The sequence below is a fragment of the Clostridium sp. TJA020 genome (genome assembly GCF_058310295.1).
The window spans coordinates 382,210-397,747 of record NZ_JBZEFC010000001.1; the positions used below are offsets into that span (position 1 = coordinate 382,210).

15 protein-coding genes and 1 tRNA gene are annotated in these 15,538 nt (G+C 27.6%); 2 read left to right on the plus strand and 14 right to left on the minus strand.

Annotated elements, in window-relative coordinates; all coding sequences use genetic code 11:
• Positions 1 to 4: 4 nt before the first annotated feature.
• From AC4FQ1_RS02160 to rsmH, 12 genes are all read right to left on the minus strand, one after another.
• Positions 5 to 667 (minus strand): YggS family pyridoxal phosphate-dependent enzyme, encoded by a 663-nt coding sequence (locus AC4FQ1_RS02160; protein WP_491168820.1) that lies wholly within the window; start codon positions 665 to 667, stop codon positions 5 to 7.
• 106 nt (positions 668 to 773) lie between these two features.
• Positions 774 to 1,505 (minus strand): DUF881 domain-containing protein, encoded by a 732-nt coding sequence (locus AC4FQ1_RS02165; RefSeq protein ID WP_303129010.1) that lies wholly within the window; start codon positions 1,503 to 1,505, stop codon positions 774 to 776.
• Entirely contained in the window at positions 1,502 to 1,858 is a 357-nt protein-coding gene (locus AC4FQ1_RS02170) for a small basic family protein (RefSeq protein ID WP_303129012.1), read from the minus strand. The genes AC4FQ1_RS02165 and AC4FQ1_RS02170 overlap by 4 nt, the downstream gene beginning before the upstream one ends.
• A complete protein-coding gene (locus AC4FQ1_RS02175) occupies positions 1,858 to 2,595 on the minus strand; it encodes a DUF881 domain-containing protein (protein WP_491146879.1) in 738 nt (245 codons plus the stop codon). The genes AC4FQ1_RS02170 and AC4FQ1_RS02175 overlap by 1 nt, the downstream gene beginning before the upstream one ends.
• Positions 2,596 to 2,611: 16 nt before the next feature.
• Complete coding sequence (locus AC4FQ1_RS02180; protein ID WP_491168821.1) at positions 2,612 to 3,385, minus strand: cell division protein FtsQ/DivIB; 774 nt, start codon at positions 3,383 to 3,385, stop codon at positions 2,612 to 2,614.
• 137 nt (positions 3,386 to 3,522) lie between these two features.
• Positions 3,523 to 4,671 (minus strand): stage V sporulation protein E, encoded by a 1,149-nt coding sequence (gene spoVE, locus AC4FQ1_RS02185; protein ID WP_303129018.1) that lies wholly within the window; start codon positions 4,669 to 4,671, stop codon positions 3,523 to 3,525.
• Positions 4,672 to 4,696: 25 nt separating this feature from the next.
• Positions 4,697 to 5,677: a phospho-N-acetylmuramoyl-pentapeptide-transferase gene (mraY, locus tag AC4FQ1_RS02190; RefSeq protein ID WP_491168822.1), complete on the minus strand. Its 981-nt coding sequence runs from the start codon at positions 5,675 to 5,677 to the stop codon at positions 4,697 to 4,699.
• A 46-nt stretch (positions 5,678 to 5,723) separates the two neighbouring features.
• Complete coding sequence (locus AC4FQ1_RS02195) at positions 5,724 to 7,082, minus strand: UDP-N-acetylmuramoyl-tripeptide--D-alanyl-D-alanine ligase (protein ID WP_491168823.1); 1,359 nt, start codon at positions 7,080 to 7,082, stop codon at positions 5,724 to 5,726.
• Between the two features lie 13 nt (positions 7,083 to 7,095).
• Positions 7,096 to 8,553, minus strand: coding sequence for a UDP-N-acetylmuramoyl-L-alanyl-D-glutamate--2,6-diaminopimelate ligase (locus AC4FQ1_RS02200; protein ID WP_491168824.1), 1,458 nt, complete (start codon positions 8,551 to 8,553; stop codon positions 7,096 to 7,098).
• A gap of 105 nt (positions 8,554 to 8,658) precedes the next feature.
• Positions 8,659 to 10,854, minus strand: a complete 2,196-nt coding sequence (locus tag AC4FQ1_RS02205) for a stage V sporulation protein D (protein WP_303129024.1) — start codon at positions 10,852 to 10,854, stop codon at positions 8,659 to 8,661.
• Between the two features lie 88 nt (positions 10,855 to 10,942).
• Positions 10,943 to 11,377 (minus strand): cell division protein FtsL, encoded by a 435-nt coding sequence (gene ftsL / locus AC4FQ1_RS02210; RefSeq protein ID WP_491146874.1) that lies wholly within the window; start codon positions 11,375 to 11,377, stop codon positions 10,943 to 10,945.
• A gap of 40 nt (positions 11,378 to 11,417) precedes the next feature.
• On the minus strand, positions 11,418 to 12,350 hold the full coding sequence (rsmH, locus tag AC4FQ1_RS02215) for a 16S rRNA (cytosine(1402)-N(4))-methyltransferase RsmH (RefSeq protein ID WP_303129026.1): 933 nt from the start codon (positions 12,348 to 12,350) through the stop codon (positions 11,418 to 11,420).
• Positions 12,351 to 12,624: 274 nt separating this feature from the next.
• Here rsmH and AC4FQ1_RS02220 point away from each other — a divergent pair.
• Positions 12,625 to 12,721, plus strand: a tRNA-Sec gene (locus AC4FQ1_RS02220).
• 66 nt (positions 12,722 to 12,787) lie between these two features.
• On the opposite strand, the gene ychF is transcribed toward AC4FQ1_RS02220, so the two are convergent.
• Positions 12,788 to 13,885, minus strand: coding sequence for a redox-regulated ATPase YchF (gene ychF / locus AC4FQ1_RS02225; protein ID WP_303129028.1), 1,098 nt, complete (start codon positions 13,883 to 13,885; stop codon positions 12,788 to 12,790).
• Positions 13,886 to 14,047: 162 nt separating this feature from the next.
• Here ychF and pdaA point away from each other — a divergent pair, with 162 nt between their 5' ends.
• Positions 14,048 to 14,851, plus strand: a complete 804-nt coding sequence (gene pdaA / locus AC4FQ1_RS02230) for a delta-lactam-biosynthetic de-N-acetylase (protein ID WP_491148134.1) — start codon at positions 14,048 to 14,050, stop codon at positions 14,849 to 14,851.
• 26 nt (positions 14,852 to 14,877) lie between these two features.
• On the opposite strand, the gene AC4FQ1_RS02235 is transcribed toward pdaA, so the two are convergent.
• Positions 14,878 to 15,522 carry a cyclodeaminase/cyclohydrolase family protein gene (locus tag AC4FQ1_RS02235; protein ID WP_303129030.1) on the minus strand — a complete coding sequence of 215 codons (645 nt, stop codon included), beginning with the start codon at positions 15,520 to 15,522 and terminating at the stop codon, positions 14,878 to 14,880.
• Between the last annotated feature and the right edge of the window lie 16 nt (positions 15,523 to 15,538).

A 15,538-nucleotide genomic window follows, 5' to 3' on the forward strand; every position in this document is an offset into this window, starting at 1 on the left:
CCTCCTAAATATTATAATTTCTTTCTCCAAATATTCCAGTTCCTATACGAATCATATTAGAACCTTCTTCTATTGCTATTTTATAATCATTTGTCATCCCCATTGATAATATTTCCATATTTATATTATTAAAAGATCTTTCTTTTAATTTTGAAAATATATCATAAGTTTGCTTAAAATAATACCTATTACTTTCATCATTTCCTTTTGGAATGATAACCATTATACCCTTAACTTTCACAAATTTACATTCTTCAATTTTCTCTATAAGCTCTTCTAAATTTTCAAGTAAAATCCCTGTTTTACTTTCTTCCCTTCCTATATTTATTTGAATTAAAGTATTAGCTACAACATTGCTTTTTCCAAATAATTCTTCTATTTTTTCTAAAAGCTTAATACTTGAAAGGGAATGAATTAAATGTACCTTGCCTACAATATATTTAACTTTATTAGTTTGCAAGTTACCTATAAGATGCCATCTTACATCTTTATGAAATAACTCTTCTTTTCTAATTAATTCTTGAACTTTATTTTCAGCAAAATCTCTTAATCCAAAATCATAAGCCTCTTCCATTTCTTCTATAGTTCTAGTTTTAGAAACTGCTAATAATTTTACGCTTTTAGGTAAATTATTTTCTATGGTTTCTATATTTTGCTTAATACTCATAAAAGCCTCCTTAATTAATAGTTTCTACCCTAAATAATATTATTCTTCATTTATTTTCAAATTCCTCTAATTTATATATATTTTTTTATATATTTCATATTTTTTATCAATTAGCTACATATTCCTTCATATATTCATTGTGCATTATCTTAGATGTAGCTGGCATAACTATATTTTCTTTTATTTCTATATTAACTGATAATTGTCTAATCATAAGTTCTCTAATATGACTTCCTTCCTCTAATAAAGAAGTTTTCATAACTTCTGGGTCGCCTATTGCATATATGTAAAATGGTGCATATTCTGTTGTTTCATCCCCAAAACCCAAAAAAGCCCAATTACATATAACACCACTACCTGGTGTAACTCTATGATTATTTATACTTATAGCTTCCGCCCCTGCTTTTCTTAAATCATTCAAAACTAATGCCATATCATTATCATGAAATATTTTTGATTTAGTTTCAAAATCTGTATCCTTATTTAAATCAATATTTCCATCATTTATTTTTATTAAAAGTCCTGGACCTTGAACTTCTGTAAGTCCTGTTATCATACTATAATCTTTAAGCTGTAATTTCATACTATCTAATATTTTATCTTGTTTTTTATCATCATACTTATATTTATTTATAGTTTCTTGAGTTTTAATATTATTTTCTCTTAAGCTTTCAACCTCTTTATATAAATCTCTCTTTTCATTTATTGCATCTTTATATTGTTTTGCACTTAAGCTTAAATTCCTTTCTATTATTTGATTAAAGTTTATATTAAACGATATAAGCATACCTAAAAATATAGCTGCAATAAAAACTATAAATCCGCCCTTTATTTTCATACCTTTTTCTCGCTATGTCTTGATCTAAGTTTTTCTATCAGTAATCTTCGTATTATTGCGAAATTATTAAATATTCTTCCACCAAATACTATTACTGCTGCAATATAAATAGGTATTCCAAGCTTATCTCCAAGATATGCTAAACCAGCAGCCAATAAAGAATTTCCAAAAAAACCTGAAATAAATATATCAGCTTGAAAACTATTTGATAGATTAGCTCTTATTGCTCCAAAGACAGAATCTAAGCACGCCAATATAGCAACAGACATATACGGTGAAAGCTTATCTGGAATATTTATATCAAATATAAAGCCAAATACTATCCCTATTAATAGTCCTATAAATGGTACCATTATTTCTCCTCCTTTTTTTCAACTGGTTTTAAATAATCACTTTTTATAGTTTGAGTTGTTTTATCTATAATTATATTATCACTTTGTTCAACCTCACAATTATAATTTTGAAGTGCTCCAAAATCTAAAGACCCTGGAAAATTCAATCCAACATTTAACCTTGCCTTATCCCCTATTGCTTTTATTGTTATAGGTTCCTTAGGACTAACTTTACCAGCACTTCCAATCCATATATAATTACTTGAATTTTTTATACCAGTTTGTGGAGTTATCCTGTATCCATTTACTGAAATTGCCTCAGCCTTTGAATACCAAAGTAAATTAATAATATGTACTAATTCTTCTTCAGTAATCCCTCTCCCCATTTCTTCTGTATTGCTTCCAAATATTGATGTCTTTGGAGTTATCTTTATAGTAACTCCTGGTCCTTTTACATCTACAAGCCCTAATTGCATCCTAGCTGAATCTAATTGGTTTTTTATTTCTTTCCCAACATTACCTTCTTTTGAAGCTGATTCTTCTAAATTTTTCAATTCTTCTCCTAATGAATTATTTTTCTTTTGAAGTTCTTCCTTTTCCTTCTTTAAACTATCAATTTCTGCAATTATATCACTTTTATTGTAACTGTCTATTCCTGTTTCATTATTTATTTTTAATATTTTAAACTGATATGCTAATAAAAATCCTAATATAGCACATACAGCAGCAATAGAAATCTGTGAAACTGATTTCTTCATTTATATATAACCTCCTCTATTTTCTCTCTCTAATTACAGGAGCTCCTTCAAAACTTACATCTATATATCCATTTTTCATATCAACTTTTTGTTCTTTTAACCCACTTAAAATATTTAGAGCATCATTCATTTTTTTAACTAAATCATCTCCATTTCCAATCCTTACTTCAGTAGTACCAAAATATACTATTATTGAATTAAGATTTGAAACATTAACATTAGTTATATTATGTTTTGTAGTATTTGCTTGTTTTATCTTATACAATTCTTTTAGAAAATCTTCTAACCTTGTATCATCCTTAGTATCAATATATTTACTTCCTAAAGTTTCATTTCCAGAGTTTAACCCTGTTATTTCTATCAAATTTTTTCCATTCAAATTATTTACTTTTTCTAAAAAAATAAAATCAGAACTTATAATATCGTATCCGTTATTAGATTTTACATAATACGCTACATTCTTTTCTGTAATATCAACTTTAAGTGTTGATGGAAACTTTCTTGATATAGAGATTTCATTTATATATGGATCTGATTTAAGTTTTGTTTTTATATCATTACTTTTAATAAAAAATATATTTTCTCCCTTAACACCTTGAAGTTTATTAACTATAAGATTTTTAGAAATTAATTTATTTCCACTTACTTCTATATTCTTTATTAAAAACATATTTGATTTTGTGATAAATAATCCTAATGCAACTAATATTAAAATTAATATAAAAATACTTCGCTTTATCATCCTTTTCCGTCTAGCTTTTTTTATATATCTATTTTCTGATGTTCCCATACATTTACCTATCCTCACATATTTTATATATACATTAATATAATACCATTGTTCATATAAATTTTCATCAAAAAATTCTTAACAAGGAATTAATTATTTTATATTGCCCATTAAAAAACTTAGTAGTGTTATTACTACTAAGCCTTTTTTTCATTTATATTCTTAATCTTTTCTTTGCCTTCAACTTGTCTTGATATATTAAGTAATATACCCATAGCTATTAAGTTGATTACAAGGGATGTTCCTCCATAACTTATAAATGGTAGTGGAACTCCTGTTACTGGCATTGATCCAGTAACAACAGCTATATTTATTATAGATTGTACTGCTATAACGGATGTTATTCCTATAGCTAAAAGACTTCCAAAAGTATCCCTAGCTTTTATAGCAACTCTTATTCCTCTCCAAACAAATACAACAAATAATAATATGATTACTATACAACCGATTAACCCTAATTCTTCTCCTATTATAGAAAATATAAAGTCATTATGTGGCTCTGGCATATAAAGCATCTTTTGTCTTGATTGCCCAAGTCCTAAACCTGTTACTCCACCAGCTCCTAATGCATAGAATGACTGTATTAATTGATATCCATTTCCTGCTGGATCCTTCCAAGGATTTATAAAATTTAACATTCTTGCTCTTCTATACGGTTCTAAAAATGCAAATGCTGCTGCCGCCGCTCCTAAAGTTGGCATAACAAGGCCAAACATATGCTGATTTCTAGCACCTGATGAATATACCATTATAAACGTAACAATCATAATAACTGAAGCTATACTTAAATTTTTCTCAGCAAGTACTAAACCTGCAAATATACCAGCAATTAAAAAGCAAGGAATTACACCTTTTTTTAGACTTTTTACATAATCTCCTTTTCTTTCTAAAAACATTGCTAAATAAAGTACAACTACATATTTTGCAAGTTCTGAAGGTTGAAATGAAAGTGGTCCAAGTTGAATCCATCTTTTTGCTCCATTAACACCCGGAAAAGCAAAAACAGCTAATAATGCTAATATAGTTATTGGGATTAATGGTAGTATTATCTTCTTAAGCTTATGATAATCTACTGACATCATAATCATCATAGATACAACACCTAAAACACTCCATATAAGCTGTCTTTTCAAATAATGCATACTATCATTATTATGAAACATAGCATAATAAGAACTTGCTGAATATACCATTACAACCCCAACAGCAAGTAATAATATTATGGTACAAAACACACCATAATCAATTTCACCCATTCTCTTCCCTTTGGGTCTTAATTTTCTCATACAAAACTTCCTCCGATATATATTATTAAAGTGATATCCCCCCTATAATACAAAGGATAATAGTTACTAATGAAAATACAAATACTACTTTCTTTTCTGACCAGCCTAATTGTTCAAAATGATGATGAACTGGAGCCATTTTAAATACTCTTTTACCAGTTGTTTTAAATGAAACTACTTGTATTATTACTGATAAAGTTTCGAAAACATATATTCCTCCAACTATTGCAAGAATAATTGGATTCTTTAAAAGTAAAGCTATACTTGCAACAGCACCGCCTAATGCTAATGACCCAGTATCACCCATAAATATTTTTGCTGGATATTTATTATATTTTAAGAAACCTAAAAGTGCTCCTATTAAAGCTACACAAAATACTGTTATTTGATAATTACCTTGTGTATAAGACATTATACTAAAGAATATTAAAACTATAACTGTAACACTTGAAGCTAATCCATCTAAACCATCAGTAAGATTTACAGCATTTGTCGCTCCTGCATAATATAAAATTACAAATGGAATATATATTATTCCAAGGTTTAAATCTATTCCTAAGAATGGAATTACTATACTTGTTCCAAGAACATTATAGCTATAATAAGCCATTGCTATTGAAAATAATAAAAGTAATAACATCTTTTGCCATGCTCTTAATCCTAAGTTATTTTTGTGTATTATCTTTAACATATCATCTAAAAATCCAATAAAACCAAAGGCTATCATTGAATATAATATTATCATCCCTTCATCTGATAACTTATATCTCATAACAAACATTACAATTGTAACTGATATTATAAATATAACTCCTCCCATTGTTGGAGTACCAGCTTTTTTAAAATGACTTTTTGGCCCCTCTTCTCTTATATTTTGGCCAAATTTAAATTTGTGTAACATCGGTATAAATATTGGTCCTAATACTATTGATATAACAAAACCTAATATTAACGCTAATGCTAACACCATAAATGGACTACTAAAACTACTTAAAAATTCCCCCATCTTTACTACTAAAGAAATCTACTTTAGTAGTTCACCTCCTTCGTTGTTATTTTATATTTTTTAATTCTTCGACTATTTCTTCGAATTTTTCTCCTCTTGATGCTTTAACTAATACTACATCCCCAGGTTTAATAATTGAATTTAAGTCGTTTATTAAATTTACCTTTGTATTATATAATTTTATTCTATTTTTTTCAAAACCTTCTTTGAAATCATCTATATGTTCACCACATGATACAAGTAAATCAACTCTATCTTTTGCATACTCTCCAACTTCTTTATGACATCTATTAGCTTCATCACCTAATTCTCTCATAGTGCCTAGTATTGCAATTTTTCTTTTTCCTTCTCTATTTTTTAATACATCAAGAGCTGCTTTCATAGAATCTGGACTAGCATTATAACAATCATTAATTATTTCTATTCCAAATTCATTTTCTATAAATTCTAATCTCATAGATGTAGCCTCTAAATTTTTAAGACCTTCTTTTATTTCATCTACTGTTAAACCTAATTTATATGATGCAGCAATACCTAGTAGAGCATTTAGAACGTTATGAATACCTACCATTGGTAATGTTATTGTATTCATTTCTACATTATAGTTAAAATCAAAAGATGTTGTTTCTTTATCTAATTTAATATTTTTAGCAAAATAATTACAATTTTGATTATATCCAATATTTATTATTTCATACATATTGCTATTAACAGTTTGAAGCATATCATCTTCACTATTTAATATAAGAATATTATTTTTATTAAAGAAATCAGTTATTTCCATCTTCGCTTTTAATATATTTTCTCTAGTTTTTAAATTTTCTATATGAGAAACTCCTATATTAGTTATCATAGCAATATCAGGCTTTGCACATTCGGCAAGATTATGAATTTCATTAAAATTACTCATTCCCATTTCAAGAACAGCAACATCAATTGAACTATCAAGTTCTAATACCATAAGTGGAAGTCCTATTTCATTATTAAAATTCCCTTTTGTTTTAAAAACTTTATATTTTCCACTTAAAAACGCACTTACCAAATCTTTAGTAGATGTTTTTCCTGTAGACCCTGTTATGGCAACTACTTTTATTCCTAACTTTTCTCTATATCCTCTTGCAATGCTTAATAAAGCCTTCTTTGTATCTTTAACTTTAATTACAATACCATTTATTTCTTCTTCATTATATAAAACTTCATCAACTATAGCTATTGAAGCACCCTTTTCGAAAGCTTCCTTAACATACTTATTTCCATTAAAATTCTCACCTTTTAATGCTAAAAATATATTATCTTTTTCAATTTTTCTAGTATCAGTTGATAATTTATTGAATTTTTTATTTTTATTATTTAAAATTATTTCTCCTTCGCTATATTTTAGTAACTCCTCAAATGTCATTTCCATAATAACTACACCCCTAGTTCTTTTTTAAAATTTCATCTATTACTTCTCTTTCATCAAAGTGAATTGTTTTATCTTTTAAAATTTGATACGTTTCATGACCTTTACCTGCTATAACAATTACATCATCTTTTTTAGCAATATTTATAGCCTTTTCTATAGCTTCGTATCTACTTGTTATTTTAATAAAATTATCTTTATCTATTCCTTGTATTACATCTTTTATAATTAATTCAGGTTCTTCACTTCTTGGATTATCTGATGTAATTATTGCAATATCTGAATAATCTACACCTATTTTTCCCATTTGTGGTCTCTTGACTTTATCCCTATCTCCACCGCAACCAAATACTGATATTAAATTTCCTTTAGTAAATTGTCTTGCAGTTTTTAATATATTTTCTAATCCATCTGGAGTATGTGCATAATCTATTATTATTTCAAATGGAAGATTATACTTTCTAGCTACCCTTTCACATCTACCTGGTACAACTATTTCTTTTAATCCTTTTTTTATATTTTCTAATGATATACCAAGTGAATAACATGCACCAATAGCCCCTAATGCATTATATACGTTATATTCCCCTGGAATAGGAAGTAGAATATTTTTTTCTCTCTCATCTTTAACTTTTAAATCAAATATTATGTCCATACTTTCTAACTTTTCATTTTCAGCCTTTATATCAGCATTATTTTTTATACTGTAAGTTAAGTAATTATTTATATTTTCTTTTTCTAAATCTTTTATTATTCTATTACCATATTTATCATCTATATTTATTATACTTACTTCTGTTCTTTCAAACAATTTATATTTTGCTTTATAGTAATTTTCAAATGTTTTATGAAAATCTAAATGATCTCTTGTTAAATTAGTAAAGATTGAAGTTTTAAACTTCACTCCATAAACTCTATCTAATTCTAAAGAATGTGAAGATACTTCCATAACACAATATTTAACACCTTCGTTTACCATATTACAAAATAATTCTTGTAACTCCAATGATTCTGGTGTTGTTCTTTCTGATTTTATTTGCTTATCCCCTATGTAGTTAGCAATAGTTCCTATAAGTCCTACCTTTTCTCCTAAACTTTCTAATATACTTTTTATCATAAAGGCTGTTGTAGTTTTACCATTAGTTCCTGTTATACCTATTATTTCTAATTTTTCAGAAGGTCTTCCATAGTAATTAGCTCCTATACTTGCAAGTGCTTTTCTTGTATCATCAAATTTTATTATTGTAACATCTTCATTTATATTTATATCATCTTGACAAATAATAACTTTAGCACCTTTTTTTATTGCACTATCTACAAATTTATGTCCATCACTTTCAAATCCCTTTATACATACAAAAACATCTTTATCTTGTACTTTTCTACTATCATAGTTAATTTTATTTATTTCTCTATCTATATCCCCTTTTATTAATTTATAATTTAACCCATCTAATAATTTAGCTAAATTCATTTAATCATCTCCTTTAATAATATGCACTTTACTTAGCTATAATTACATTTACTCTTTAAAATAGCATGTAAGGATAACCCTTACATGCTATAACAATTAAAGAATTTAATCTTTATAATCTGAATTTAATGTTAACTTAACACTAGTTCCCTTATTAATTAATTCTCCACTAGGTACATTTTGATCAGTTACTTTGCCTTCACCTTCAAAAATAGCAGATATTCCAAGACCTTTTAAAAGATTTGATGCAGCATCTTTTGAGTACCCTCTAACATCAGGCATTATAACAGCTTCTTTGTTATTATCATTTCCATTAGTATATAATGTTACCTTAGTACCTTCCTTAACTGAATAGCCTGGATATGGTTTAACACTCTTTACTGTTGTTCCATTTCCTTCTATATTATAATCTAACTTTGAATCTTTTAAAATCTTTTTAGCCTCTTCAATACTTTTACCTCTTACTTCTGGTATTATAGCATCTCTAATTATAGCTGAATCATTCTCTTTAGAAAAGTCACTTTCTAAATAATTAAAAATATCAGTAAATAAAGATTTTGCCACAGGACTTGTTACAACCCCAGCATAATATGCTCCATTACTTGGTTCATCAATTGTTATCATAACTGTTATCTTCGGATCACTAACTGGAGCCATACCTACAAATGAAGATATATATTTACCTTGTTCATAAGTACCATTCTCTGGATTAACCTTTTGAGCAGTACCAGTTTTTCCACCAATATGATATCCTTCTATAAATGTACCCTTTGCAGAACCTGCTGTAACAACTCTTTCTAAGTATTGTCTAAGTTGTGCTGTAGTCTCTTTATCTGAAACAGCCTTCTCTGTTGGCTCAAACTTTCTATCTACTACCTCAACTCCACTATCATCTTTATGAGTTATTTCTTTCATAATATGAGGTTGTATTAATGTACCACCATTTGCAATAGCATTAAAGGCAGACATATATTGAACAGAATTTACAGTATTAGTTTGTCCAAATGATATTGTAGCTAAATCTGTTGCTGAAATATTTTTAGGATTCTTTATTATTCCTGATGCTTCTCCAGGAAGGTCTATACCGCTTTTTTTACCAAATCCATATTTATCAATATATTTATATAATTTATCTTTACCAATCTTTTCACCAAGTTCCATAAATCCTACGTTACATGAATTTTGAATTATTTCAGGAAATGTCAACTTACCATGTCCTGTAGTTTTCCAACATTTTATTTTTCTTTTTCCAAATGTTAAACCTCCGTTACATACAAATGTATCGTCTGGTTTTACAACACCTTCTTGCATAGCAGCAATTGCCGTTATTACTTTAAAAATTGAACCTGGTTCAAATGTATCATTTACAAGTCTATTTCTCCACATTTTTTGAACTTTATCATACTCTGTTTTTCCTGTAAATTTATCAGCACCTTCAAAAGGATTATTAGGGTTAAAATCTGGCTTATTTGCCATAGCTAATATTTCACCATTTTTAGGATTAAATACTAAAACTGATGTTGCTTTTGCCTTATTATCCTTTAAAGCTTTTTCTGCTGCCTTTTCTGCAAAAAACTGAATATTTTCATCTATAGTTAAAACAACATCTTTTCCTTCAACTGGAGGAACAAATTTTGATATTGTATATGGTAAATCATTACTCTTACTATCTAATTCTGCAATTCTCATTCCTGGTATTCCTGATAATTCTTTATTATATTGAAGTTCTACTCCCGTTAATCCTTGACCATCTATATTAGTACTACCTAAAAGATGAGCTGCAAAATTATTATTTGGATAATATCTCTTTGTATCTGGTGAAACTATAACACCATGTATTTTTAAATCTTTAACTTTATCAGCTTGGTCTTTTTCTATTCTTCTCACTAAAGTTGCTGATCCAGCTGGAGCACCACTTGGTAATTTAGTTTCAAGTTTCTTTAAAACATCAGCTTCTTTCATATTAAGAGCTTCTGCTATTTTAGGTGCTATTTGACTATTTGTTAATTCATTATCTTTTAAATATGCTCTTATAGAATTTAAATCAAAGTCTACTCTATATACATTTGCTGAAACAGCAAGTTCTGATCCATTTCTATCTAATATTCTTCCTCTTCTTGCATCAATCTTAACTTCGCTTGTCCATTGTTCTTCAGCTCTTGCTTCATAATCTTGTCTTTTAACAATCATTATATAAGATAATCTAATTGTCAAAACTACAAATATTAATGTTAAAAAACCTACAACGACTCCAATCCTTTTTCTAGTTAGAGCTCTATCAACAAAGCCTCTTTTTTTCACTTTAACTCCTCCGTATAATTGCTAAAACACTTTGGATGCACTTTAAAATATTGAAAGTGCATCCAAATATTTTTTAAACTCTTTAAATCTATCTTGCTAGTCCATTTAAACAATCTTTTGATAAATCGATATTTACCTTATCAGCTTTAGCTGGTGGAATCATACCTAATTTACTTTTTGCTTTTTCCTCTATTCCTTTAAGTGATGAATGTTTCAATAAATCTACCCTTAATGCTTCATTTTCATTGTTTACAACTTTTATTTCATTACTTATATTTCCAACCTGTGTTTGTAAATTATAAACTTTTGTATCTCTCCAAATTGTAGCAACCCCTAAAACAAATATAACTAATGCAACTTGAATAGTTGAATTTATTTTTTTCTTTTTTTGTAACGTAGCTAATTTTTTCTTTTTATTGTTTTTTTGATTCTTTCTTTGCTTATCTTTTTTTATGTCATCGTATTTTCTTTGAGGTTTTACTGCAGTATTCCCTCTAACATAATCAAAATCCTTCACTATCACTTTATTCACATCCCCTTAAAATTATAACATAATATTTTAATTATAGCTTTTCAATAACTCTAAGCTTTGCACTTCTACTTCTTGGATTTTCAGTAACTTCTTCTTTGCTTGGCTCTATTGCCTTTCTACTTACTAATTTAACAGTTGGTTTCTTTCCACAAACACATATAGGAAACTCTTTAGGACATTTACATGGATTTGCAAGATCTCTAAATTTCAACTTAACTATTCTATCTTCTAAAGAATGGAATGTTATTATAGCCATTCTGCCACCCTTATTTAATCTTTCAACTCCATCTTCTATAGCCTTATTTAATATTCTTAATTCTCCATTAACTTCTATTCTTATCGCTTGAAAAGTTCTTTTTGCTGGATGAGGTCCCTCTCTTCTAGCTTTCGCTGGTATTGCACTTTTTATTATGTCAACTAATTCTAAAGTTGTATTTATAGGACCTTCTGACCTTCTCTCTACTATAAAATTAGCAATTCTTTTTGCAAACTTTTCTTCTCCATAATCTTTTATAATTTTAAATAATTCTTCTTCACTATATTCATTTACAACATTATATGCTGAAAATTCATTATCTCTATTCATTCTCATATCTAAAGGTGCATCTTGCATATAGCTAAAACCTCTTTCACCTTCATCTAATTGATATGATGATACTCCTAAGTCCATTAATATTCCGTCTACATTTCCTATATTTAAACTATCTATTATCTCACCTATATTGTAAAAGTTATTGTGAACTAATATTTTATTATTATATTGTTCTAGTCTTTTTGATGCAGCTTTTAATGCATCTTTATCTTGATCTATTCCAATTAAAAGTCCGTCTTTATCTAATCTTTTAATTATTTGAGATGAATGTCCAGCTCCACCTAGTGTGCAATCAACATATTTACCATCTTTTTTTATATTTAACCCTTCTAAACATTCATTTAAAAGAACTGAAATGTGTTTAAATTCCATATATTATTCTCCTCTTTTTGCTGTAATTTAAGCTACTAAATTATATAAAATTAATTAACAGTTTATACTATTCTGTTTGAACTTATTTTTAATACATATTTTCACTTTCTCTATTATACTTTACATTTATTTTTATATACTTTCAACTACTATATTCTATTTTTAGCTATTTATTTATAGTTATTCTATAATTATTATTAATTTCCTTCATTTAAAAGTATATTTTTCAATAGTTTGACTTTTAATTATATTTTTTATAAAATAGTTCTATTAAGGGAATAGATAAGTTCTGGTGTACTTACCGGTCTTCAACACCGAGTTGTGGCGCTAATACCGTCATAGGTAGGTTCGATTCCTACATATTCCCGCCATAAATTTAAAATATAACTATAAAAAAGGTGGAGAATATTCTCCACCTTTTTTATAGTTATATTTTATTAAACATTAAATCTAAAGTTTACAACATCTCCGTCTTTCATAACATACTCTTTACCTTCTAATCTGAAAAGACCTTTTTCTTTAGCTGCAGCTTCTGATCCACATTCTACTAAGTCATCATATGAAACAACTTCTGCTCTAATAAATCCTCTTTCAATATCTGAATGAATTTTTCCAGCAGCTTGTGGTGCTTTAGTACCTTGTCTTATAGTCCATGCTCTTACTTCTTGAACACCAGCTGTTAAATAACTTATAAGTCCTAATAATTTATAACCTTCTCTTATAAGTTGATCAAGTCCTGATTCACTTAAACCATATTCACCAAGCATTTCTTCTTTTTCTTCATCTTCAAGTCCTGATAGTTCTTCTTCTATTTTAGCACTTACTATAACTATACCTGAATTTTCATTTGTAGCATATTCTTCTACTTTTTTCACGTATTCATTATGAGTGTTTCCACTTACTACGTCGTCCTCTGAAACATTACAAGCATATAGTACAGGCTTTGATGTTATTAAGAATAAAGTTTTTATAAATGCTGCTTCATCTTCATTAACGTCTAAAGTTCTAACAGGTAAATTATTTTCTAAGTGAGCTTTAACTTTTTCCATTATCTCATATTCAGCTTTAGCTGTTTTATCTCCTGATCTTACAAGCTTAACAGCCTTTTCCATTCTTCTCTCTAAAACCTCTAAATCTGAGAATATAAGCTCTAAATTTATTGTTTCTATATCTCTTATAGGATCTACTGAACCTTCAACGTGAACAACATTTCCATCATCAAAACATCTAACCACATGAACTATAGCAGCTACTTCTCTTATATGTGATAAAAATTTATTTCCTAATCCTTCACCCTTTGAAGCTCCTTTAACTAATCCAGCTATATCATAAAATTCTATTGAAGTATATACTTTTCTTTTCGTATTATACATTTTTTCTAATACATCTAATCTTTTATCTGGGACACTAACTACTCCAACATTTGGCTCTATAGTACAGAATGGGTAGTTTGCTGACTCCGCTCCTGCCTTTGTTATAGCATTAAATAAAGTACTCTTACCAACATTCGGTAAACCTACGATTCCTAACTTCATTATGTACATTCCTTTCTAACTTTTACTTATACCCATAAATTATACTCTACATAATATTAATTTTCAACTTTTGAATTTTTTATCATTAAATCTTAAATATTACCATGTTTATTTTTTAAAATTTTCCTAATACTAATTATGACCTTTAAGAAAGGAGGTTTTATATTGAAAAAGCATTTTAAAAAGCTTTTATTTATTTTTTCATTTATTTTAACTTTATTAGTAAGCGCTACACCTTTAGCCTTTTCTTCTAATGATAATACTGAATTTAATTGGTACTTTGTTTCTAGAGAAAAAAATAAAACTCCTGAAGCACCAAAAGAATCAGCAACATTTTTAAAAGATAGTAATTCTTTTTATGTTGGAGATACAACAAAAAAAGAATTATATTTAACATTTGATGAAGGATATGAAAAAGGAAACACAGAAGAAATTTTAGACATATTAAAATCCTTAAATGTAAAAGCAGCTTTTTTCGTTGTTAAACCTTATATAACTTCTCATGCTAGTACAGTTACTAGAATGGTTAAAGAAGGGCATTTAGTTTGTAATCATACAAATACACATCCATCAATGGCAAGTATAACAGATGTTTCTAAATTTAATGAGGAAATAAATAGTGTAAATGAAGCTTACAAAGAACTTATTGGTGAAGATATGCCGAAATTCTTTAGACCACCTATGGGAAAATACTCTAAAAGCTCGTTAGATAAAACATCTGCGTTAGGTTACAAAACAATTTTTTGGAGTTTTGCATATAGAGATTGGTTAGTTAATGATCAACCAAATCCTGAATTTGCTATGAAAAAAATTAAAAATGGTGTCCATCCAGGATGTATAATGTTATTACATGCTGTATCTGATACAAATACAAAAATATTGAAAGATTTAATTATATCTTTACAACAAGATGGTTATGAATTTAAAACTTTAAATGATTTACCAGATAAAATGATTATAGAGTGAAGTTAAAACTTCACTCTATAATCATTTTAAGAAAATATATAATTATTTACATCTTTTAATATTTTATTTTTATATTCCTTAGATTTATTTAAAATATCTTCTAACTCTAATTTTATTTCATCAAAATATTCCTCATCCTTTAATGAATTTAAATTAACTTTCACATTTATTATAGAACTTTCTATAGCTGAATGTAATAAACTTGCTGAAACTCCAGCATCTGATATAAGCATTTTATTACCATATTTTATTGCAAATTCTATATTTTCATAAAATTTAATACATTCTCTACAAACTTTAAGAGGTGATATCATAGCTTCATATGTTTTAGCTTTTAATTCAGATTTTCTGTACTCTTTTTCTTCATCTGTATTTTTAGGGAGTTTATAGCATTTCATTAAGTTATTGAAACAAGTTCTATCTTCCTCCATAAAATTTACACAATTTGAAATAAAATTGTTACATTCATTTTCAAATTTTATCATTTCTTGTTTTTTCTCTTCAGTTAATATTTCAAATGACTTTTTATTTATTGTAAGTGAGTATACCATATTATTCAAGCATCCTGCCAATGCTCCTACAAATGCTGCAGTACTTCCTCCTCCTGGAGATGGAGCATCTGAAGCTAATTCATTTACAAATTCTTGTATTTTATAATCTTTAAATAGCATTTGACTCCTCCTTAAA

Coding starts and splice junctions, on each gene's coding strand:
- AC4FQ1_RS02160 (WP_491168820.1), bottom strand. CDS start 667: ATGAGTATTAAGCAAAATATAGAAACCATAGAAAATAATTTACCTAAA.
- AC4FQ1_RS02165 (WP_303129010.1), bottom strand. CDS start 1,505: ATGAAAATAAAGGGCGGATTTATAGTTTTTATTGCAGCTATATTTTTA.
- AC4FQ1_RS02170 (WP_303129012.1), bottom strand. CDS start 1,858: ATGGTACCATTTATAGGACTATTAATAGGGATAGTATTTGGCTTTATA.
- AC4FQ1_RS02175 (WP_491146879.1), bottom strand. CDS start 2,595: ATGAAGAAATCAGTTTCACAGATTTCTATTGCTGCTGTATGTGCTATA.
- AC4FQ1_RS02180 (WP_491168821.1), bottom strand. CDS start 3,385: ATGGGAACATCAGAAAATAGATATATAAAAAAAGCTAGACGGAAAAGG.
- spoVE (WP_303129018.1), bottom strand. CDS start 4,671: ATGAGAAAATTAAGACCCAAAGGGAAGAGAATGGGTGAAATTGATTAT.
- mraY (WP_491168822.1), bottom strand. CDS start 5,677: ATGGGGGAATTTTTAAGTAGTTTTAGTAGTCCATTTATGGTGTTAGCA.
- AC4FQ1_RS02195 (WP_491168823.1), bottom strand. CDS start 7,082: ATGGAAATGACATTTGAGGAGTTACTAAAATATAGCGAAGGAGAAATA.
- AC4FQ1_RS02200 (WP_491168824.1), bottom strand. CDS start 8,553: ATGAATTTAGCTAAATTATTAGATGGGTTAAATTATAAATTAATAAAA.
- rsmH (WP_303129026.1), bottom strand. CDS start 12,350: ATGGAATTTAAACACATTTCAGTTCTTTTAAATGAATGTTTAGAAGGG.
- ychF (WP_303129028.1), bottom strand. CDS start 13,885: ATGAAGTTAGGAATCGTAGGTTTACCGAATGTTGGTAAGAGTACTTTA.
- AC4FQ1_RS02235 (WP_303129030.1), bottom strand. CDS start 15,522: ATGCTATTTAAAGATTATAAAATACAAGAATTTGTAAATGAATTAGCT.